Source organism: Martelella sp. FOR1707, from assembly GCF_053484265.1.
Genome location: NZ_JBAKFP010000002.1, coordinates 777,581 through 797,465, shown reverse-complemented (window position 1 = coordinate 797,465; position 19,885 = coordinate 777,581). Strand labels below are relative to the sequence as shown.

Below are 19,885 nucleotides of genomic sequence, written 5' to 3'. Positions count from 1 at the left end.
CTCAATCGGCGAGCGTCTGCATATAGCGCATGCCGGTCACCGGGCGCGCGACGAAATCCATCTGCTGGTAGAACCGGTGGGCGCCGAAATTGCCGGTGGCGGCGCTGACCGACATGTAGGAGCAGCCGGCGGCCCTGGCGAAATCGCGCGCGCGGGCGATCAGATGCTGGCCGACGCCGTGGTTGCGGTGGCCGTCGCGCACGAAGAGATGATGCAGATCCATGCCGCGCCGGCCCTGCTGGGCGCGGTAGAGCGGCGTCAGCAGCGCGTAGCCGAGAAGCTGCGCGCCGGCATCGGCGACCAGCGCGGTCACCCACGGCGTCGCGCCGAACAGGTCGCGCTTGAGGCTCTCCGCCGTCATTTCCGAAGGATCGTCGTGAAAGGCGGCAAGCAGCCCGATCATCTCGAGCAGTTGCGGAATATCGGGCTCGACCGCCTTCCTGATGGTCATCAGGGCTGGTCGTTCCAGTGCGATTTTGTCTTGATCGTCAGTCATTTTATCGTCCCTTGGCCTTCGAATTCTGCCGCCGTGGGGGACGTTTTGCATCAACACCTTGCCGCCCCCAGGCGGCCGGTGATGAACATGATCAATCGGCCGCTCCTATTGGAACAGCCAAAAATACATATGATTGTGGGTCACGGTCTTGATCATGGAAAATCCAATGCGCTCAAACGCGGGTCTTGTCAATTCAAAAACGCTGCCGCGCGGCTATTTGCACGTCGACCGCGCCCAGTCCATGTAGAGCGACATTGCCTGCTTCGCCATCGGGCCGGGTTCGAACTCGCGGTCATCAAGTTTGATCACCGGCACGACCTTGTTGTAGTTGCCGGTAAGGAACAACTCGTCGGCCTCAAGGAAATTCTTCACCGTCAGCGTCTTCTCCTTCGCGGCAATGCCGTTGTCGCGGAAAAGCTTTAGGATGCGCTTTCGGGTGATGCCTGCGAGGAAGCAGCCATTCTCCGCCGGCGTCATCGGAATGCCGTCCTTAACAAGGAAGATATTGGCGGACGCCGTTTCGGCGACATTCCCGAGCATGTCGAGCGCCAGCGCATTGTCGAAACCGCGGGCGCGCGCCTCCAGCATCATCCGGCCGGAATTGGGGTAAAGGCTGCCGGTCTTGGCATGGGTCATCGCTACCTCCGGCGACGGGCGGCGGTAGGGCGAAACGGTCAGCCGTACCGGCACGGTGGAGCGCATCGGCGTTTCGAACAGGCAGAGCGCGAAACGGGTGGAGGCCGGGTCGGCAGGCACGAGGCCGTCGAGACCGTGCTCGGCCCAGTACATCGGCTTGATATAGACAGCTTCCGCGCCCTTGAAGTTCTTCAGCCCTTCCCAGACCAGCGCCTCGATCTCCTCCGACGTCTTGGTCGGCTGCAGGCCGAGCGCGCGGGCGGAGCGGTTTATGCGCTTGCAGTGTTCGTCCAGGTCCGGGGCCATGCCCTCGAAATATCGCGCGCCGTCGAAGACGGTGGAGCCGAGCCACATCGCATGCGAGGTCGGCCCGATCAGCGGCGGATTACCGGGAAGCCATTCACCATCGACATAGGTCCAGGTTTCAAAAGCGGGGGTGGTGTCGACGGCTGCCATGTCATTCTCCTTCGGCCATCCGCATCACGCCTTTCGGGCGGCGGATCATGTGGCGACAATCAAGACGGACGGAAGGTCAAGGTCAAGCGGAATTTCCCCGCGGGCCCGTTGTACAAACAAACAAAAAGGCGGCGGACGTGCTGTCGCCCACCGCCCCTGTTTGCCGTCTAGCCGCCTTATTCCGTAACCGAAACCGGCACCTCGTAATTCACCCGCAGCGCATGGCTGTAGGGGCAGACGATGTGGGCGGCGTGAACCAGCTCTTCGGCCTCGGCGCGATCCATGCCGGGGATTGCGACCGAAAGCGAAACCTCGATGCCGAAGCCTTCGCCATCATCGCGCGGGCCAACGCCGACGGTTGCCGTCACCCGCGTTTCGGATGGGAGCTTCACCTTTTTCTTGCCGGCAACGTTGAACAGCGCGGAGGTGAAGCAGGCCGAATAGCCGGCGGCGAAAAGCTGCTCGGGATTGGTCCCCTCGCCGCCCGGGCCGCCCATTTCCTTCGGCGGCGTGAGCTTGACCTCGAACGAGCCATCATCGGTGCGGGCGGTGCCTTCGCGGCCGCCGGTGGAGGTGGCCTTCGTGGTGTAGAGTGTCTTGATCATCTTCGTTCTCCTTCGCGCCGATGGCGCATTCAGTGGAACCTGTCGAAACGACGCGCGAGCGCGGGTTTCTGTTCCGCATTCATCGCATGAATATATACATAGTGCACAATTCTATTGTGCGCAATATATATTTACAAAGGCGGTGCTTACCCGCTATATTCCCAACATGGAACACCTTGAAAACGACGCCCGCGAGCCGCTGCTCAATCTCGACAACCAGCTGTGTTTTGCCGTCTATGCGACCGAGCACGCCTTCCAGCGCGCCTATAAGCCGCTGCTTGCCGAGCTCGGCCTGACCTATCCGCAATATCTGGCGATGATGGTGCTGTGGGAGGGCAGGCCGGTCACCGTCAACGAGCTGGGAAAACGGCTGGGGCTCGATTCCGGGACATTGTCGCCGCTCCTGAAAAGGCTCGAGGCCGCCGGCTACATCATGCGCAAACGCGGACGCGAGGATGAACGGCGCGTCGAGGTGGCGCTGACGGAGAAAGGTCGCACCGCGCGTGGAAAGGCCCGCAACGTCGCCGCGGCGATCGCGCTGAAGACCGGATGCAGCCTCGATCAGGCGCAGTCGCTGCTTTCCGAGTTGAACGCTTTGCGCAAGCGGCTGCTTGCGCCAGCAGACTGAGGCTAAGCCGGTAGAACCGCGCGAACCGCGCCGACTTCGGCTCCGTTCCAGTTCCTCAGCGTCGTCGTGGCCATGTCCGACAGCTTCGCCGCAATCGCCGCGTCATCGATGAAACGCGCTAGCACGGCGGCCACCATCGCTTCGGCCGCGCGCGTCGTTCCGTCCTCGCATTTGAGCGCGATGCCGAGGCCCTTCTCCGGCAGCGCCGCGCAGAACACGCCCTCCGCGCCGGTCTTGGCGAAGATTTTCCCGGGCGCGAGCGACATCAGTTCGGTACAGGCGCGTTTGGTGCCGGCCACATACCAGGGTTCGGCCATGCAGGCGGACAGAATGCGGTTTCCCGCCCTGGCGCGCGCGGGCGATAGCCCCTCCCCGGTCGCAAGCTTCGCAAAGCCTTGCGCCAGCGCCTTCAGCGGAACTGCATAGGTCGGGATATTGCAGCCGTCGATGCCGCAGAGATCGCGGCCCACCGGCGCGCCGGTGACATCTTCCATCGCCGCGCGGATTTCGGCCTGCAGCGGATGATCGTAACCGGAATAGCCCCTGGGGTCGATGCCCTGATGCACGCAGGCGCAGATGAAGCCGGAATGCTTGCCCGAGCAATTGTTGCAGAGCGCGTCCGGCTTTTCCCGAGTGCGGGCCTGATGGATCAGCACCTTTTGCTGGGACGACCAGTGCGCCCCGCATTCGAGATCGTCAACGCCGCGCCCCGCCCTTGCGAGCATCTGCCCGGCGAGCTTGACATGGCCATCCTCGCCCGAGTGCGACGAGGCAGAAAACGCGATTTCCCGATCGCCGAAGCCAAAGGCATCCGCCGCCCCGCTTTCAATGAAAGGCAGCGCCTGGATCGCCTTGCAGGCCGAGCGTGGAAACACCGCCGCCTCGATATCGCCCGCCGCATAGGCAACCGCGCCCGCGCCCTCGACCACGGCAATCATGCCGCGATGGCGGCTTTCAACGACATCGCCGCGGGTCACTTCCACCAGAACCGGGTTGGTCATGCCTGTATCCCCTCAATCGAAGGTAAGAATGATCTTGCCGATGTGATCGCCACCCTCCATACGGCGATGGGCTTCCACCACATCCTCGAAGGCAAACACCCGATCGATGACCGGCGCGATCTTGCCCGCGGCAATCAGCGGCCAGACCTTTTCCTGCAATTCATCGCGGATCTCCCGCTTCTCTGCATCCGTGCGCGGCCGCATGGTCGACCCCGTCACCCTGAGGCGCTTGAGCATGATCGGCATGAGGTTGGCGTTTTCCACCTTGGGGCCGCCGAGAAAGGCGATGATCGAAAGGCAGCCGTCCTTGGCGAGCGCCGAAAGATTACGCTGGAAATAGCCGCCGCCGATCATGTCGAGGATGATATCGACACCGCCGGCCTTCTCCTTGATCACCTCGGCGAAGTCCTGTTCGCGGTAGTTGATCGCGACATCGGCGCCCAGCCGCTCCGCCGCGGCGCATTTTTCGGCAGAGCCGGCGGTGGTGAAGATCGTCGACGCCCCGAAGGCCTTCGCAAGCTGAATCGCCGTCGTGCCGATCCCGCTTGTGCCGCCATGGATCAGAACGCTCTTGCCCTTCTCGAGCCCTGCCATCATGAACAGGTTCGCCCAGACGGTGAAGAAGGTCTCGGGAAGCGCGGCGGCGCTGACATCGTCCATGCCGTCAGGCACGGGTAGAACCTGGCCTTCCGGCAGAATGCAGAATTCGGCGTAACCGCCGCCATTGGCAAGTCCGCAGACCCGGTCACCTAGTACAAAGCCTGCCACCCCTTCGCCAAGCGCCGCCACCGTTCCCGCGACCTCAAGGCCCAGAATGGGGCTTGCGCCCGGCGGCGGGGGATAATTGCCCTGCCGCTGGGCCACATCCGGGCGGTTGACGCCCGCAGCCGCGACCTTGACCAGCACCTCGCCGGGACCGGGCGTCGGGCGCGGACCGGATGCGATCGACATCACATCGGGCGCGCCGAAACCGCCGAGCGCGACGTGGCGCATGCTGCCGTCAGAAGCCATCACGCTTCCTTGCGCGGCTTCAGCGCCAGCGCGAACACCACCAGGGAAAAGCCGTAGACCAGGAAGTCGGCGGCCACGAACAGGCCGAGCAGCCACAGGCTGTTCTGGGGGAAGTTGGAGGCGATCAGCACCGCAGCGAGAATCAGCACCAGACCCGAGAAAATCATCCAGCCCCAGCCTTTGACCGGGCGCATCGTCATGCCGAGATAGATGCGGAAGCCGCCGGCGATCGCCAGCGAGATGCCGACCATGATGGTGAATACGCCGGAGGCCAGCATCGGGTTACGCATCACGAAGATGCCGGCCAGCACGTAAAGCAGGCCGGAGATCAGCCAGAAGGCAACATGCCCTGTCCGCCGATTGTAGAAAAGCTGCGACAGGTGGATAACGCCGGCAACGATCAGCATCGCGCCAAAAAACACCACCGACGCCACGGTGGCGACCACCAGATTGCCAAGCAGGATGAGGCTCAGCACGATCAGCAGCACGCCGAAGGCCAGCACCCATCCCCAGCGTCCCCGCACCTTGTCGGCGTTCTGCTCCTGCTGCTCAAGAATCGTCATTGGACATCCCCTTCCAAAATTACAAATATTGTCGAGACGATAGTGAGGAAGGATATGATAAGCAACTGTTCTTCGCTCAGCAGAGCGCCGCACGCCGGACCCCTGCCGGTCGCGCAATCAAGGCGGCGCGGCGACGCGCTATGTTTGCCCGCAATCCGCCGGGCCGGGCGAAGCCCGATCACGCTTCGGACGCGCCGTAACATAAAGTGCGAATGATCAATTCTTTTTGCCGGAAAGAGCCTTGAAATCCTTCAAGCTCAAGAGGATAACGGGGCAACTTCACCCCGTACCCAGATGCCTTATGCCGCCGGGCCGCGGACTGCCGAAACACTGACATTGCCGCGAAAGCCGAGCCATGCGCCCCTATTACAAGAACGTCAAAATGGTCCGCCGCACACGGGTAATGTGGGGATCATGGCGGATCTGGCAGCCGCGGCTGGTGTTCTGGATCGGCGCGGTGATGATCGGGGTGGTGAGCGTCGGGTTCGCGCGCGCTTCCGACCATGCCTATCACTTGTTCGAGACGATGCGGCAGTCGAGTGCATGGTCGCCGTTTCTGCCGCTGGTGCTAACCCCGCTCGGCTTCATGCTGTGCTCCTATCTTTCAACGCGCTGGTTCCCGAACACGCAGGGCTCCGGCATTCCGCAGGCGATCGCCGCGCGCCATCTGCATGACGTCGAAAGCCAGCACAGGCTGCTCAATCTCAGGGTCGCCACCGGCAAGGTGCTGATCACGATCATCGGCCTGTTCTGCGGCGCCTCGATCGGACGCGAGGGACCGACCGCGCAGGTCGGCGCCTCGATCATGATCCAGACGGCGCGCTGGGGAAAGATGATCCAGACCCGGGGCCTGATTGTCGCGGGCTCGGCGGCCGGCATTTCGGCGGCGTTCAACACGCCGCTCGCCGGCATCGTCTTCGCCATCGAGGAGATGAGCCGCGCCTATGAATCGCGCGCCAACGGGCTGGTGGTCTCCGCCATCATCCTGTCCGGCCTCGCCGCGATCGGGCTTGCCGGCAACTATACGTATTTCGGCCACGCCTCCGCCATCGCCGTCAAGCCGGAGGAATGGGTGGCCGTGTTCGTCTGCGGCATTGGCGGCGGCCTTCTGGGCGCGCTGTTCTCGCTTTACTCGCTGAAGGCGGCACGGCGGATCAAGCGCTGGGCACAGGCGGCGCCAATCAAGCGCATGGCGCTGTTCGCCGGCGCCTGCGGCCTCGCCGTGGCCCTCATCGGCATCGTCTTTGGCGGCGCGACCTTCGGCACGGGCTACGAACAGGCGCGGACCGTGATCGAGGGCGGCTCGATCAGCCCTGTCTTCTTTATCGGCAAGCTGGCCGCCACCTTCCTTTCGATGGCCTCCGGCATTCCGGGCGGCCTGTTTGCGCCGTCGCTGTCGGTGGGCGCGGCATTCGGCTCCACCATTGCCGATGTGCTCGGCGTCAGCATCGGGCTTGGCGCGATCCTCGGCATGGCGGGCTATTTCGCGGGCGTGGTGCAGTCGCCGATGACGGCCTTCGTCATCATTCTGGAAATGACCGACAATCACGACGGCATCATCACGTTGATGGCGACCTCGATGCTGGGCTATATCGCCTCGCGGCTGATCTCGCGCGAGCCGCTGTATCACGGACTGTCACGCGCCTATCTCGCCGACGCCATCAAGTTCCAGCGCGCCCGCAACCGCGAGGTTGACGAGTATGACCGCGCCTCGATCGGCGAAATGCGAGAGGAAACCCGCCGCTACGACGAAAAAGGCGGCGTCTGACTAGGGCGAAAGCGTCGGCGTTCTACCAAGCGGGGCCGAGACGCGAAGCTTTTGCCTGCGCTGCCCGTTTTTCGGAAACCGGGTTCCTCGTCCCACGCAATGATAACCGTCACACTACGCCGGAAATACGAAGAGGCGAGCGTTATGACGAACAGCGAAACAGTCGCGGAATTGGACAAGACACTCGGGACGGTCGACCTGACCGGGCGGTTACGGCTGATCGCCGATAGCGGCAGACCGGCGGTGTTCACCACCAGCCTCGGCATTGAGGACCAGGTGATCACCGCTGCGATTGCCGCCGGCGACCTCGATATCCGGATCGTCACGCTTGATACCGGCCGGCTTTTTCCCGAAACCGAGGCGCTGATCACCGAGACGGAAACGCGCTATAACATTCGCATCGAGCGTTTCCGGCCCGAGACCGCCGCGGTCGATGACTATGTCAAGAATTATGGCCGCAACGGGTTTTACGAAAGCGTCGAGGCCCGCCACGCCTGCTGTCAGGTGCGAAAGCTCGAGCCGCTGGCCCGGGCGCTGGATGGCGCGGCCTACTGGATCACCGGCCTGCGGCGCGGCCAGTCCGGCAACCGCGCGACCACGCCCTATGCCGAGGCGGATGCCGCCCGCGGCCTCATCAAGATCAATCCGCTCGCCGACTGGAGCCTTGCCGATATCCGCGCCCATGTCGAGCGGCACGCCATCCCGATCAATCCGCTTCACGCCCGCGGCTATCCTTCGATCGGGTGCGAACCCTGCACCCGCGCGATCAAGCCGGGCGAACCGGAGCGCGCCGGACGGTGGTGGTGGGAAAACGACGCCAAGCGCGAATGCGGCCTGCATGTCGCCAAGGCGGCGAGCTAGCTCCCGAGAAATGCTGGCGCTCTAACGCCGCGTCGAAGCGCCCTCGATGATCTCGAACGGCAGTTCCACTGCCTTCTTGGGACGCTCGCCCTCGCTCAGGTAGCGCATGATCATCTCGGCGGCCTTGTAGCCCATGTCGTAGAGGGGCACGTAGACCGAGGTCAGCGGGGATTCCTCCACATCGGCGAAGTCGACGCCGTTATAGCCGCAAATGCCGAGATCCTCCGGCACCTTGAGACCGACCTGCTGCGCGCCGAAATAGACCCCGAGCGCCAGCCGGTCATTGTGGCAGAACACCGCGTCGATCTGCGGCAGGCGCTTGCCGAGATCGAAAACGAGCTTCATGCCCTGCTCCAGCGGGCTGCTGCCGCTCGCCTCGAAAACATAGTCCGGATCGTAGAGCCCGGCCTCGGCCAGCGCATCCTGATAGCCCTCGAACCGCCGGCGCGAGCGGATATCCTTGCCGCCGCCCAGAAGGGCGATCCGGCGATAGCCCTTGGAAAGAAGATGCTCGACCGCCGCCTTCGCGGCCGCGCGATTGCGAATCCCCACACCCATGTCCAGCGGCGTGATGCTGGTATCCATCATCTGCACGACCGGGCAGCCGAGCTCGGTAATCAGCGGCTTGTTGACCGGAAATTCGGCAACGCTTTCGAGGATAATGCCCGCCGGATTCTGCGCGACGAAGAGGTTGATCAGCTTCGCTTCCTCGGCGGCATCAAGGCCGATATTGGCAAACTGCGTGGTGACGTCGCTTGAATGGAACCTGTCCTCGATCCCGTGGGCGGCATGGAAAAATCCGCTCATTTCCAGGATCGGCGCCAGAACGGCGACAGTTCCGCTGTGGCGGCTCGCCAGCGCGCGCGCCGCAAAATTAGGCACATAGCCGATATCCTCAATGACTTCGAGAATCTGCTCGCGCAGCTTGTCGCTGACCTTGTGCGGCTCTCTCAGCGCACGCGACACCGTGATCGGACTTACGCCAGCTATCCGCGCTACGTCACTCAAGGTGGTGCGCGCTCTCGGTCCGCCTCTTACCCGTAAAGACAATTCCCCGTTCCCCTGCTCTATCGCGAACGCATCCCATTGTTATTGTTGTCAGGTTGCATTTCACGAACCACTAATTTTACTTTGCACATGATTTCAGCAAATACAAATACGTAATATGACGAGGTTTCGCCGTTCGTCCTGAAACCGTCACTGCGCGGCAAGCGCCTTCAGATCGGTTGCGGCATCGGCAATAACGTCTGGCGACGGGTTGCTGCCGGCCGCCAGAAGCTTCTTGGCGCAGACATACGCCCGTGCATCATTGATGGCATCCACCGCCAGAAGCGTGTCCCCCCGAAAATACCAGACCGACGCCGCGCCCTCCCGCGCGCCCGTGCGCACCACAATATGGTCATAGCCGCCATTATAGCCTGCAATCTGCAGCTTGACATCATATTGATCGGACCAGAACCAGGGTTCCGGCGTGTAGGGCTGGTCCGAGCCCGCGATCACGGCGGCCACCGCCTCGCCCTGATCGACGGCGTTGGGAACGGATTCGAGCCGGATGCGCTCGCCGTCGAACGGCAGTTCGGTGCAGTCGCCGACGGCGAAGATCGACGGATCCGAGGTCCGTCCGAATTCGTCCACCGTAATCCCGTTTCCAACCGCAAGCCCGGCATCCTTGGCCAGTTGATCGTTCGGCGTAACGCCGATGCCGACGACGACCATATCGACATCCAGCGTGGTACCGTCCCCAAGCGCCGCGCGGACTACGCGGCCGCTTTCGCCCTCGAGGCGGGTAAGGCCGCAGTTTTCACGGATATGAACGCCGTGCGCCTGATGGACGGCGCGCATGATATCGGCGGTTTCGGGCGCTGCCACCCGCTTCAATATCCGGTCCGCCATCTCGATCACGGTGACATCGACATCGAACTTGCGGGCGACGGCTGCGGCCTCGAGCCCGACATAGCCGCCGCCGACCACCAGAAGCCTCGCCCCCGGCCGCATCGCCTCGGCAAGCCGGTCGGCATCGCGCTTGTCGCGCATCACATAGACGCCGTCGAGATCGCCGCCGATCGCCTTCGGCAGCGTGCGCGGCGTCGCTCCGGTTGCGAGCACCAGCGTGCCGTATTCGATGGTCGAGCCATCCTGCAGCACCACCTGCCTGGCGTCGCGGTCGATACGCTCCACGAAGCTTGCGAGCCGCAGCTCGATCGTATTTTCGCCGTACCAGCTTTCGGGACGAAACAGCAGACGGTCGAAGGCCATCTCGCCGAGAAGGTATTTCTTGGACAGCGGCGGCCGCTGATAGGGCGGAACCTGCTCCGCGCCGATGATCGTGATGTCCCGTTCATCCTTCAGCGCCCGCAATCTGGCGGCCACCGCGAACCCGCCCTGGCCGCCGCCGACAATTACAATCCGATCCGTCACTGTTCCCAAGACCTTTCCTTTTCGCACTGCGACAAAGGACTTACGACCTCAGCCATGCATCGTCAATCGCATGCAAAAAGGCCCGGGATTGCTCCCGGGCCATTCGGAATCGAGTCTCCAGATCCGGCAATCTTCAGAGATTGCCCTTGCGCTGCTGGACCATCATGTACTTGTCGAACGAGAATTCGGCGAGCTGCATCCAGAGATAGGCGTCCTTCTTGAACTCCTGCTGGCTGTCGTAAATGGTCTTGAACCATTCATTCTCGGCGGAAATCTCCGCGAAGGTTTCCTGCGAGGCCGTGTAGCAGGCGTCGAGAATCTCTTCGCTGAACGGCTTCAGCACGGCGCCATCGGCGACGAGCTGGCGCAGCGCCTTCGGGTTGCCGGCGTCATAGCGGGCGAGCATATCGAGGTTCACCGCGTCGCACGCATCCGTCAGGATCTGCTGATAGTTTGCAGGCAGTTCGTTGAACTTGTCGAGATTGGAGAAGGCGTGGATGACCGGGCCGCCTTCCCACCATGCGGGGTAGTAGTAGTATTTCGCGACCTTGACGAGGCCGAGCGCCAGATCGTCATAGGGGCCGACGAATTCGCTGGCATCGATGGTGCCGCGCTCCAGCGCCGAATAGACATCGCCGGCGGCGATCTGCTGCGGGGTCACGCCGAGCTTGGCCATGACCTGGCCCGCGAGGCCGGCAATGCGCATCTTGAGGCCCTTGAGGTCCTCGACCGAGTTGATCTCCTTGGAGAACCAGCCGCCCATCTGCGCGCCGGTATTGCCGGCAGGATGGCCCCAGACGCCCTTTTCGGCGAAGAAGTCGTTGAACAGTTCGTTGCCGCCGCCCTGATAGAGCCAGGCATTCTTCAGGCGCGCGTTCATGCCGAAGGGCACGGCCGTGCCGAGACCATAGGTCATGTCCTGGCCGATATAGTAATAGGACGGCGTGTGGCACATTTCGATGGTGCCGTCGCGCACGGCGTCCAGCACCTGCAGCGGGGGAACGATCTCGCCGCCGGCATAGACCTGGATCTCGAAATTGCCGTCGGTCGCCGCGCTGACGCGCTCGGCAATGCCGGTCGCGCCGGAATAGAGAATGTCGAGCGACTTCGGGAAGGCCGACGACAGGCGCCAGCTCAGCTTCGGGTTTTCCTGGGCGATTGCGGGAGCGGCGAGCGCTGCCGGGGCAAGGGCGCCGGCCGAAGCGACACCCGCCTTCTTGAAGAATGTACGGCGATCCATGGGGGTATTTCCTGCTAGAATTTTCTTGCTTGTCGACGCTCCTGCAAAGCGCACCCGCAGGGCCTCGATCAATACGGATGGGGCCTAGACCCTTTTGCACCGGCTTGCAAGCCTGGAGAGGCCGGCAGCGGGCTTCGCGGTTTCCCGTCGTGCGTTTGACATTGGGCCGCGCTATAGCGCTGACGAAACAGAAGATGAGTCGCGGAACCTTTCGGCCTTCGAAAAGTTCTGTGCGGACCTTCGATCTCACCGGGACAGATCCCAATGCACGTCTATCGCTTTCGAAGCCAGAGCATCAAAACGCCGGCGGCCCTGCGTTTCATCGATGAGAGCCTGTTTGCGCTTCCGTCCGGCCGGCTGCTCTCTGTGATCGATTTCAGCGGTCCGCGCGCCATACGCCGCGATGCCCTTGCCCTTTCCGGCGCGCCGGCAGCGCTGCCGGAGGGCCTGACGCTGATGGCAAGGATCGCTGATGACCGCACGCTTGTTGAACTTTGCGGCGCTTCCGGCCTCGGTCGCTGGCGCGGCGCGCTCGCCATTGCCCACGAAAACGGCGGAATGACGGTGTTCGGCAGAAGCGGGCAGGATATGGCGGTGGCCGCCAATGCCGTCATCAAGGCCGGCGGCGGCCTTGCGGTCGCGGAAGGAGACTGGATCAATGCCCTGATCCGCCTGCCCGCCCGCAACCAGAAAGCCGATCCCGTCGAAACCGAACGTGAGATCGCAAGCGTCGGCAATGCGCTCGCTGTGCTCGTCGACCGAAAACCGCCCTTTCTATTGAAGAAACTGCTGGACTGCACCCTCGCGCCGCCAGTCAAAGGCGGTCCTGCCGCCGGTTTCGACGCCGACGGTGAAGATCCGCTGGCGGCCGCGGAATAGTCTTCCGGCCGCCTCATCCGACGAAAAGTGGAACGCGCACCGGCAAAGATGCGCAATTCCGGGATCGCCTCAAGGCCCCTCCCCGGCACAATTTCCCTGATTGCAAAATCATCGTATCGTTGTTATGACTGACTGGTCAGTCACATTTAGAGGGCAAAAAATGGTCGATCATCAGGGCGCTGCGCGGCGCACAAGCCAGGAGGAACGGCGGCGGATTATTCTCGACGCCGCGCTTGCGACCTTCGCCGCGAAGGGTTTCGCCAGCGCCCGGATCGAAGACATCGCCAAGGCCGCGGGCGTCGGCAAGGGCACGGTCTATCTCTACTTTCCCGACAAGGAGAGCCTGTTCAAATCGCTGATCGGCGACAATCTCGAGCCGCTGATCGCGCACGGCGCCGGAATCCTGGAAGCTTCGCCGCAGTCGCCGCGCAAGGCCCTATCAACCTTCTATGCGCTCATCGAAACCGAGGTGCTGGAAACGAACCGCGCCGCCCTCCTGCGGCTGATGATCACCGAAATGCCGAACTTCCCCGACGTCGCAGCCTATTACCACGCCAACCTGATCCGCCCCGGCATGCAACTGGTTCAAAAACTGCTGACAATCGCGCATGATCGCGGTGAGTTGCGCTCCGCCAAAGTGCTTCAGGTTCCGCAGATGGTGGTCGCGCCCATCCTGATATCGGCGATCTGGGGGATGCTGTTTTCCCCCTTCGGCGCATTCGACCGGCGCGCCGCCTTCGAACTGAGCCTCGACAGCCTGTTCACGTCACCGGAAGGGGCAACGTCATGAAAAAAATCGTCATCATTCTTGCCGCTCTCGCGCTTGCGACAACCGCCGGCTTTGTGTTTTTCCGCCCGGACGCCCATCAGGGCTGGCTCGGCTGGGTGGAGGCGGACATGGTCTATGTCGGCGCGACATCCACCGCGCGCCTGACCGAACTCACCGTCTCCGAAGGCGATCAGGCGGAGGCGGGCCAGACCCTGTTCACGCTGCAGGCCGACAGCGAGAGGGCCGCCGTGGAAACCGCAAGCGCCAATCTGGAAAAGGCCAGGGCGGCGCTGTCTCTGGCAAGGGCGCCGATGGACCGAGAGCAGGAGCTTGAAGCGCTCGAAGCCTCGCGCGCCGAAGCGGAAGCTACCTTCGACTACGCCCAGAAGGCCCTCACCCGCGCCCGGGCCCTCGTCAAGCAGCAAAGCGGCACCGAAGCCAATCTTGATGACGCGGTCAGCAATTACGCAAAGGCCAAGGCGGCGCTCGACAAGATCAACGCCCAGATCGCGCTCGGCAAATTGCCGCAACGCGACCAGCAGATCGCGCAGGCCGAGCAACAGGTCGCGGCGGCTGAAGGCGATCTCGCCAATGCCAGGGCCACGCTTGCGCTGAAGACCGTGGCCGCGCCGGCCAGCGGCAAGGTTCAGCAGGTCTATTACCGCGTCGGCGAGGTGGCGCCCGCCGGACGGCCGGTGATCTCGCTGCTGCCGCCGGAAAACGTCAACATCGAATTCTTCGTGCCGGAGCAGAGCCGCGCGGCGATCGCGACCGGCGACCGGATCAGCTTCACCTGCGACGGCTGCAAGACCGGGGAAGCGACCGTCAGCTTCATCGCCGAGGACGCCGAATACACGCCGCCGGAAATCTTCTCACGGGAGGAGCGCGCGAAGATGGTCTACCGGGTCAGGGCGCGCCCTTCCGACCCCGCGACCCTTCCCGTCGGCCTGCCCGTGGAAGTCACGCTCGGGAGCCGGCCATGAATGCCGCCGAAAACGTCATCTCGGTCGAGGGACTGACGAAGAGCTTCAGCGGCCGCACGGTGGTCGACCACCTGACCATGAGCGTGAAGAAGGGCGCGATCCACGGCTTCCTCGGCCCGAACGGCTCCGGCAAGACCACGACCATCCGCATGCTCTGCGGGCTGCTGACGCCCGATAGCGGCTCCGGCACCTGCCTTGGCTTCGACATCACCCGCGACGGCGAGAAGCTGCGCCGCCGCGTCGGCTACATGACCCAGCGGTTTTCGCTCTACCAGGACCTCACCATCCGCGAGAACCTCGATTTCGTCGCCCGCATCCACGGGCTCGACAAACCGAGGAAGCGGGTTTCCGAGGCGATAGAGCGGCTAGGGCTCGGCGGGCGCGAGAAGCAGCTTGCCGGCAATCTTTCCGGCGGCTGGAAGCAGCGTCTTGCGCTCGGCGCATGCACCCTGCCCGATCCGGACCTGCTGCTCCTCGACGAGCCGACCGCCGGCGTCGACCCCAAAGCGCGGCGCGAATTCTGGACCGAAATCCACGCGCTGGCCGCCGATGGCCTGTCGGTGCTGGTCTCCACCCACTACATGGACGAGGCCGAGCGCTGCCACGAGATCGCCTATATGGCCTATGGCAAGCTGATGGTGACGGGCACGGTGGACGAGGTGGTCGCCTCGGCGAACCTCAAGAGTTATCTGATCACCGGCGCCGACGTGCATGAACTGCAGGCGGAGCTGGAAAAGGCCGACGGCGTCGATCTCGTCGCCCCCTTCGGCGCCTCCCTCCACGTCTGCGGCCGCGACCGCGATGCGCTGGAGCGGGCCTTGCAGCCCTATCGCGACCGGCCGGATACGCATTGCAAGCCGGGCGAGACGACGCTGGAGGATGCCTTCATCTATCTCATGGGTTCATCGAAGGACAATTTCGATGACGGCTGAGCGCAGACAAGGCTTCGCGCCGCTCAGGCGTTTCTGGGCGATGACGATCAAGGAATTCATCCAGATGGCCCGTGATCGGCTGACCATGGGCATGATGGTCACGCTGCCGATCATGCAGCTTCTGCTGTTCGGCTTCGCCATCAACACGACGCCGCACCATCTGCCGACCGCGGTGATGATGGGCGAGAGCACCGACGCCTCGCGCGCCATCCTGGCCTCGCTTCAGAACACCGACTTCTTCGACATTACCGGCGTGGCGACAACGCCCGATGCGATGGACCGGATGCTGGAATCCGGCGAGGTGCTGTTCGTGGTGGAAATCCCGCCGAATTTCGAGCGCGATCTGCGCCGCGGCCTGTCGCCATCGCTGCTGGTCGCAGCCGATGCCACCGACCCGGTCGCCGCGTCATCCGCGCTCGGCGCGCTCTCGGGCGTCATCAACACTTCGCTTGCGGGCCTCAGGCATATCCGCATCGACGCGCCGCAGGACCCGCCCTACACCATCGTCCAGCACCGCCGCTACAATCCCGCCGGCAAATCGACGCTCAACATCGTGCCCGGCCTGCTCGGCACCATCCTGACGATGACGCTGCTGATCTTCACCGCGCTCGCCGTCACCCGCGAGATCGAGCGCGGCACGATGGAGAACCTGCTCGCCATGCCGATCCGACCGATCGAGATCATGATGGGCAAAATCATGCCCTATGTCGTGGTTGGCGCGTTCCAGGCGGCGCTGATCATCATCTCGGGTCTGTTCATCTTCGACGTGCCGATCCTCGGCGATCCGTGGTCGCTGGCGCTCTTGACCCTGCTCTTCGTCGTCACCAACCTTTCGATCGGCTACACCTTCTCGACGATCGCGAAGAACCAGTTGCAGGCGGTGCAGATGTCGATGATGTTCTTCCTGCCGAGCATTCTTCTGTCGGGCTTCATGTTCCCCTTCGACGGCATGCCGAAATGGGCGCAGTATCTTGGCGAATGCCTGCCTTTGACGCATTATCTGCGGATCGTGCGCGCGATCATGCTGAAGGGCGCCGATATCACCATACTCGGCTTCGACAGCGCCATGCTCGCCGCCATCGCCCTTGTCGCCATCACCGTGGCGGTCACCCGCTTCAACACCACGCTGGACTGAGGCGGGCGGCCGGCCGCGATTTTCGGGCGCGCCTGGTAAACTGCCTTGCTTTATCGCTGTGCTTTGCCCACACTCACTGACAAGAACAGGGGAATACTGAGGGGCGGACGCAGTCGCGCGCCCTGAGGCAGGCAAGGACGCAGATGTCAATCAAAGCAGCGATCTACCATCTCACCCATTACAAATATGACAAGCCGGTCAATCTCGGCCCGCAGATCATCCGGCTGAAGCCTGCCTCGCATTCCAAGACCAAGGTGATCAGCCATTCGCTGAAGGTCACGCCGGACAATCACTTCGTCAATCTGCAGCAGGACCCCTACGGCAATTATCAGGCGCGTTTCGTGTTCCCGGAGCCGGTGACCGAATTCAAGATCGAGGTCGATCTCGTTGCCGACATGTCGGTCTACAATCCGTTCGATTTCTTCGTCGAGGAACAGGCGACCAAATACCCGTTCGCCTATGACGAGGCGATCCGCGAGGACCTGTCGATCTACCGCACCCCGGAACCGATGGGGCCGCGACTGAAGGCTTACATGGAAAAGCTCGACCTGACGCCCGGCCAGGGCACGGTCGACATGATCGTCGGCATCAACGCCAACCTCCAGCACGATGTCGACTACATCATCCGCATGGAGCCCGGCGTGCAGACGACCGAGGAAACGCTGGAGCGCAAATCCGGCTCGTGCCGCGACTCGGCCTGGCTGCTGGTGCAGATCCTGCGCAATATGGGCCTCGCCGCCCGTTTCGTCTCCGGCTACCTGATCCAGCTCGAGCCCGACCTGAAGGCAATCGACGGCCCGTCGGGCACGGATCACGATTTCACTGATCTCCATGCCTGGGCGGAGGTATTCCTGCCGGGCGCCGGCTGGATCGGCCTTGACGCGACCTCGGGGCTTCTGACCGGCGAAAGCCATATTCCGCTCGCCGCCACGCCGCATTTCCGCAATGCCGCGCCGATCACCGGCGGCTATTACGGCGAGGCCGAAACCTCGTTCGACTTTGACATGACGATCTCGCGGGTAGCCGAGCATCCGCGCATCACCAAGCCATTCTCGGATGAAAGCTGGGAGGCGCTGAACGCGCTCGGCGAAAAGGTCGACAGGCTTCTCGAAGAGACCGATATGCGGCTGACCATGGGCGGCGAGCCGACCTTCGTGTCGATCGACGATTTCGAATCCGACGAGTGGAACACCGGCGCCGTCGGCCCCACCAAGCGCGGGCTCGCCGACGAACTGATCCGCCGCCTGCGCGAGCGCTTCGCCCCCGGCGGTTTCCTGCATTACGGCCAGGGCAAATGGTATCCCGGCGAAAGCCTGCCGCGCTGGACCTTCTCGCTCTACTGGCGCAAGGACGGTATCCCGATCTGGAACAACCAGAGCCTTATCGCCGATGAAAAACGCGACACCGAGGTCGATGAGAACGACGCCGGACGCCTGCTGCAGGCGATTGCCGGCGAACTCGACATTAATCCGGAGACGGTTGAACCGGCCTTCGAGGACCCGGCGGAATGGCTGATCCGGGAAGGCAACCTGCCGGAAAATGTCGATCCGTCCAATTCCAAACTCAAGAACCCGGAAGACCGCGCCCGCATCACCAAGGTGTTCGAGCGCGGCCTGACGCGCCCGACCGGCTATGTGCTGCCGGTGCAGGCCTGGCAGGGCCGCGCTTCGGGGTTGCGCTGGGTTTCAGAAAAATGGACCACGCGTCGCGGCCGCATCTTCCTGATCCCCGGCGACAGCCCTGTCGGCTTCCGGCTGCCGCTCGATGCGCTGGCCTGGATACCGCAGTCGCAATATCCCTTCACCAACCCGCTCGATCCCTCCGTCCGGCGCGAGCCGCTGCCCGATTACCGCCTCGACGAGGGCCGGCCGCTGCCGCAGGCGAGCTTCACGCCGTTCGAGGACAATCCGCAGCCGGCGCGCACCGGAGCCGGCCCATCGATCGGCGGCTATGTGCGCACCGCGCTGTCCGTCGAGCCGCGCGATGGCCGGCTGTGCGTGTTCATGCCGCCGACCACATCGCTCGAAGAATATCTCGATCTCATCGCCTCCGCCGAGCGCGCCGCAGAGAAGCTTGGCCTGCCGATCCATATCGAGGGCTATCCGCCACCGCATGACGAGCGCATCAACGTCATCCGCGTCGCGCCCGATCCGGGCGTCATCGAGGTCAACATCCATCCGGCCGCGAACTGGAAGGAATGCGTCGAGACCACGACCGCGATCTACGAGGAAGCGCGGATGACGCGGCTTGGCGCCGACAAGTTCATGATCGATGGTCGCCACACCGGCACCGGCGGCGGCAACCATGTTGTGGTCGGCGGCGCCAATCCCGGCGACAGCCCGTTCCTGCGCCGCCCGGACCTTCTGAAGAGCGTGGTGCTGCAGTGGCAGCGACATCCCTCGCTCTCGTACATGTTCTCGAGCCTGTTCATCGGCCCGACCTCGCAGGCCCCGCGCATCGACGAGGCCCGCCATGACTCGCTCTACGAACTCGAAATCGCGTTGGCGCAAATCCCCCATCCGCAGGCCGGCGTCATGCCGCCCCTGCCATGGCTGGTGGACCGGTTGTTCCGCAACCTGCTGATCGACGTTACCGGCAATACCCATCGCGCCGAGATATGCATCGACAAGCTGTTTTCGCCGGACGGCCCGACAGGGCGGCTTGGCCTTGTCGAATTCCGCGGCTTCGAAATGCCGCCAAATGCGCGCATGAACCTTGCGCAACAATTGCTCGTGCGCGCTTTGCTCGCGCGGTTCTGGAAGAACCCGGTCGAGGGCAAGTTCGTCCGCTGGGGCACCGCCCTTTCCGACCGCTTCATGCTGCCGCATTACATCTGGCAGGATTTCATGGACGTGCTGCAGGACCTGAAGGAAAACGGCCTGGAACTGCGCCCGGAATGGTTCGAGGCGCAGCTTCAGTTCCGCTTCCCCTTCTTCGGCGAGGTCGAATATGAGGGCAACCGGCTGGAACTGAGACAGGCGCTGGAACAGTGGAACGTGATGGGCGAACAGGGTGCCGCCGGCGGCACGGTCCGCTATGTCGACTCATCGGTCGAGCGGCTTCAGGTTCTGCTCGAAAGCAACGCGCCGGAGCGCTATATCGTCACCTGCAACGGTCGCAAGGTGCCGCTGAAACCCACGGAAAAGTCAGGCGTTTCGGTGGCCGGCGTACGGTTCAAGGCGTGGCAGCCGGCCTCCGGCCTGCACCCAGTACTGCCGGTCAACACGCCTCTGACATTTGACATTTACGACACATGGTCCGCAAGATCTGTAGGCGGGTGCATATATCATGTTGCGCATCCCGGCGGGCGGAATTATGAGACGTTCCCGGTCAACGGAAACGAGGCGGAAGCGCGGCGTCTGGCCCGGTTCGAACCCTCGGGCCACACGGCTGGCGGCTACGCCGTTTTCAACGAGGCGCCGTCGCCGGAATTTCCGCTGACGCTCGATCTCAGACGGCCGGCCGGATTGTGACGGACCGCGCCTCGCCTGCGATGCGCCACTG

The 19,885-nt window shown here is 63.4% G+C and carries 18 protein-coding genes; 9 read left to right on the top strand and 9 right to left on the bottom strand.

Translation table 11 applies throughout. The features are described from left to right. Position 1: 1 nt before the first annotated feature. From V6765_RS07715 to V6765_RS07705, 3 genes are all read right to left on the bottom strand, one after another. The gene (locus V6765_RS07715; RefSeq protein ID WP_448427527.1) at positions 2 to 496 is read right to left on the bottom strand and encodes an N-acetyltransferase family protein; all 495 of its coding nucleotides are present in this window, start codon (positions 494 to 496) and stop codon (positions 2 to 4) included. A gap of 213 nt (positions 497 to 709) precedes the next feature. Next, complete coding sequence (locus V6765_RS07710) at positions 710 to 1,588, bottom strand: branched-chain amino acid aminotransferase (RefSeq protein ID WP_448427526.1); 879 nt, start codon at positions 1,586 to 1,588, stop codon at positions 710 to 712. Between the two features lie 176 nt (positions 1,589 to 1,764). Then, positions 1,765 to 2,190 carry an organic hydroperoxide resistance protein gene (locus V6765_RS07705; protein ID WP_448427594.1) on the bottom strand — a complete coding sequence of 142 codons (426 nt, stop codon included), beginning with the start codon at positions 2,188 to 2,190 and terminating at the stop codon, positions 1,765 to 1,767. Between the two features lie 169 nt (positions 2,191 to 2,359). On the opposite strand from V6765_RS07705, the gene V6765_RS07700 reads away from it, so the two are divergent. Continuing rightward, positions 2,360 to 2,821, top strand: a complete 462-nt coding sequence (locus V6765_RS07700) for a MarR family winged helix-turn-helix transcriptional regulator (RefSeq protein WP_448427525.1) — start codon at positions 2,360 to 2,362, stop codon at positions 2,819 to 2,821. 2 nt (positions 2,822 to 2,823) lie between these two features. Here V6765_RS07700 and V6765_RS07695 read toward each other — a convergent pair whose 3' ends face one another. The 3 genes from V6765_RS07695 to V6765_RS07685 are packed head-to-tail and all read right to left on the bottom strand — an operon-like array spanning position 2,824 to position 5,396. Further along, positions 2,824 to 3,822, bottom strand: coding sequence for an asparaginase (locus tag V6765_RS07695; RefSeq protein ID WP_448427524.1), 999 nt, complete (start codon positions 3,820 to 3,822; stop codon positions 2,824 to 2,826). Positions 3,823 to 3,834: 12 nt separating this feature from the next. Continuing rightward, positions 3,835 to 4,833: an NAD(P)H-quinone oxidoreductase gene (locus tag V6765_RS07690; RefSeq protein ID WP_448427523.1), complete on the bottom strand. Its 999-nt coding sequence runs from the start codon at positions 4,831 to 4,833 to the stop codon at positions 3,835 to 3,837. Then, the gene (locus V6765_RS07685) at positions 4,833 to 5,396 is read right to left on the bottom strand and encodes an HdeD family acid-resistance protein (protein ID WP_448427522.1); all 564 of its coding nucleotides are present in this window, start codon (positions 5,394 to 5,396) and stop codon (positions 4,833 to 4,835) included. The genes V6765_RS07690 and V6765_RS07685 overlap by 1 nt, the downstream gene beginning before the upstream one ends. A 355-nt stretch (positions 5,397 to 5,751) precedes the next feature. Between V6765_RS07685 and V6765_RS07680 the strand changes: the two genes are divergently transcribed. Then, positions 5,752 to 7,164 (top strand): chloride channel protein, encoded by a 1,413-nt coding sequence (locus V6765_RS07680; RefSeq protein ID WP_448427521.1) that lies wholly within the window; start codon positions 5,752 to 5,754, stop codon positions 7,162 to 7,164. Positions 7,165 to 7,263: 99 nt separating this feature from the next. Beyond that, on the top strand, positions 7,264 to 8,025 hold the full coding sequence (locus V6765_RS07675) for a phosphoadenylyl-sulfate reductase (RefSeq protein ID WP_448427520.1): 762 nt from the start codon (positions 7,264 to 7,266) through the stop codon (positions 8,023 to 8,025). A 21-nt stretch (positions 8,026 to 8,046) separates the two neighbouring features. Here V6765_RS07675 and V6765_RS07670 read toward each other — a convergent pair whose 3' ends face one another. The 3 genes from V6765_RS07670 to V6765_RS07660 all read right to left on the bottom strand — a co-directional run bounded on the left by V6765_RS07670 (position 8,047) and on the right by V6765_RS07660 (position 11,683). Next, entirely contained in the window at positions 8,047 to 9,033 is a 987-nt protein-coding gene (locus tag V6765_RS07670; protein WP_448427519.1) for a LacI family DNA-binding transcriptional regulator, read from the bottom strand. A 189-nt stretch (positions 9,034 to 9,222) separates the two neighbouring features. Then, positions 9,223 to 10,443 (bottom strand): NAD(P)/FAD-dependent oxidoreductase, encoded by a 1,221-nt coding sequence (locus V6765_RS07665; protein WP_448427593.1) that lies wholly within the window; start codon positions 10,441 to 10,443, stop codon positions 9,223 to 9,225. A 133-nt stretch (positions 10,444 to 10,576) separates the two neighbouring features. Further along, the gene (locus tag V6765_RS07660) at positions 10,577 to 11,683 is read right to left on the bottom strand and encodes a TRAP transporter substrate-binding protein (protein ID WP_448427518.1); all 1,107 of its coding nucleotides are present in this window, start codon (positions 11,681 to 11,683) and stop codon (positions 10,577 to 10,579) included. A 264-nt stretch (positions 11,684 to 11,947) separates the two neighbouring features. Here V6765_RS07660 and V6765_RS07655 point away from each other — a divergent pair, with 264 nt between their 5' ends. From V6765_RS07655 to V6765_RS07630, 6 genes are all read left to right on the top strand, one after another. Continuing rightward, positions 11,948 to 12,562, top strand: coding sequence for an adenine deaminase C-terminal domain-containing protein (locus tag V6765_RS07655; RefSeq protein ID WP_448427517.1), 615 nt, complete (start codon positions 11,948 to 11,950; stop codon positions 12,560 to 12,562). Positions 12,563 to 12,722: 160 nt separating this feature from the next. Next, positions 12,723 to 13,352 carry a TetR/AcrR family transcriptional regulator gene (locus tag V6765_RS07650; protein WP_448427516.1) on the top strand — a complete coding sequence of 210 codons (630 nt, stop codon included), beginning with the start codon at positions 12,723 to 12,725 and terminating at the stop codon, positions 13,350 to 13,352. Beyond that, entirely contained in the window at positions 13,349 to 14,314 is a 966-nt protein-coding gene (locus tag V6765_RS07645; protein WP_448427515.1) for an HlyD family secretion protein, read from the top strand. The genes V6765_RS07650 and V6765_RS07645 overlap by 4 nt, the downstream gene beginning before the upstream one ends. Then, entirely contained in the window at positions 14,311 to 15,246 is a 936-nt protein-coding gene (locus tag V6765_RS07640; protein ID WP_448427514.1) for an ABC transporter ATP-binding protein, read from the top strand. Before V6765_RS07645 ends, V6765_RS07640 begins: the two co-directional genes overlap by 4 nt. Then, positions 15,236 to 16,381: an ABC transporter permease gene (locus tag V6765_RS07635; RefSeq protein WP_448427513.1), complete on the top strand. Its 1,146-nt coding sequence runs from the start codon at positions 15,236 to 15,238 to the stop codon at positions 16,379 to 16,381. Before V6765_RS07640 ends, V6765_RS07635 begins: the two co-directional genes overlap by 11 nt. A gap of 143 nt (positions 16,382 to 16,524) precedes the next feature. Continuing rightward, positions 16,525 to 19,854 carry a transglutaminase family protein gene (locus tag V6765_RS07630; protein WP_448427512.1) on the top strand — a complete coding sequence of 1,110 codons (3,330 nt, stop codon included), beginning with the start codon at positions 16,525 to 16,527 and terminating at the stop codon, positions 19,852 to 19,854. Positions 19,855 to 19,885 lie beyond the last annotated feature (31 nt).

What these genes read in the sequence shown, in the direction of transcription:
- V6765_RS07655 (WP_448427517.1), top strand. Translation starts at nt 11,948, where the DNA reads ATGCACGTCTATCGCTTTCGAAGCCAGAGCATCAAAACGCCGGCGGCC.
- V6765_RS07660 (WP_448427518.1), bottom strand. Translation starts at nt 11,683, where the DNA reads ATGGATCGCCGTACATTCTTCAAGAAGGCGGGTGTCGCTTCGGCCGGC.
- V6765_RS07700 (WP_448427525.1), top strand. Translation starts at nt 2,360, where the DNA reads ATGGAACACCTTGAAAACGACGCCCGCGAGCCGCTGCTCAATCTCGAC.
- V6765_RS07630 (WP_448427512.1), top strand. Translation starts at nt 16,525, where the DNA reads ATGTCAATCAAAGCAGCGATCTACCATCTCACCCATTACAAATATGAC.
- V6765_RS07680 (WP_448427521.1), top strand. Translation starts at nt 5,752, where the DNA reads ATGCGCCCCTATTACAAGAACGTCAAAATGGTCCGCCGCACACGGGTA.
- V6765_RS07715 (WP_448427527.1), bottom strand. Translation starts at nt 496, where the DNA reads ATGACTGACGATCAAGACAAAATCGCACTGGAACGACCAGCCCTGATG.
- V6765_RS07645 (WP_448427515.1), top strand. Translation starts at nt 13,349, where the DNA reads ATGAAAAAAATCGTCATCATTCTTGCCGCTCTCGCGCTTGCGACAACC.
- V6765_RS07710 (WP_448427526.1), bottom strand. Translation starts at nt 1,588, where the DNA reads ATGGCAGCCGTCGACACCACCCCCGCTTTTGAAACCTGGACCTATGTC.
- V6765_RS07685 (WP_448427522.1), bottom strand. Translation starts at nt 5,396, where the DNA reads ATGACGATTCTTGAGCAGCAGGAGCAGAACGCCGACAAGGTGCGGGGA.
- V6765_RS07690 (WP_448427523.1), bottom strand. Translation starts at nt 4,833, where the DNA reads ATGGCTTCTGACGGCAGCATGCGCCACGTCGCGCTCGGCGGTTTCGGC.
- V6765_RS07695 (WP_448427524.1), bottom strand. Translation starts at nt 3,822, where the DNA reads ATGACCAACCCGGTTCTGGTGGAAGTGACCCGCGGCGATGTCGTTGAA.
- V6765_RS07650 (WP_448427516.1), top strand. Translation starts at nt 12,723, where the DNA reads ATGGTCGATCATCAGGGCGCTGCGCGGCGCACAAGCCAGGAGGAACGG.
- V6765_RS07675 (WP_448427520.1), top strand. Translation starts at nt 7,264, where the DNA reads ATGATAACCGTCACACTACGCCGGAAATACGAAGAGGCGAGCGTTATG.
- V6765_RS07640 (WP_448427514.1), top strand. Translation starts at nt 14,311, where the DNA reads ATGAATGCCGCCGAAAACGTCATCTCGGTCGAGGGACTGACGAAGAGC.
- V6765_RS07635 (WP_448427513.1), top strand. Translation starts at nt 15,236, where the DNA reads ATGACGGCTGAGCGCAGACAAGGCTTCGCGCCGCTCAGGCGTTTCTGG.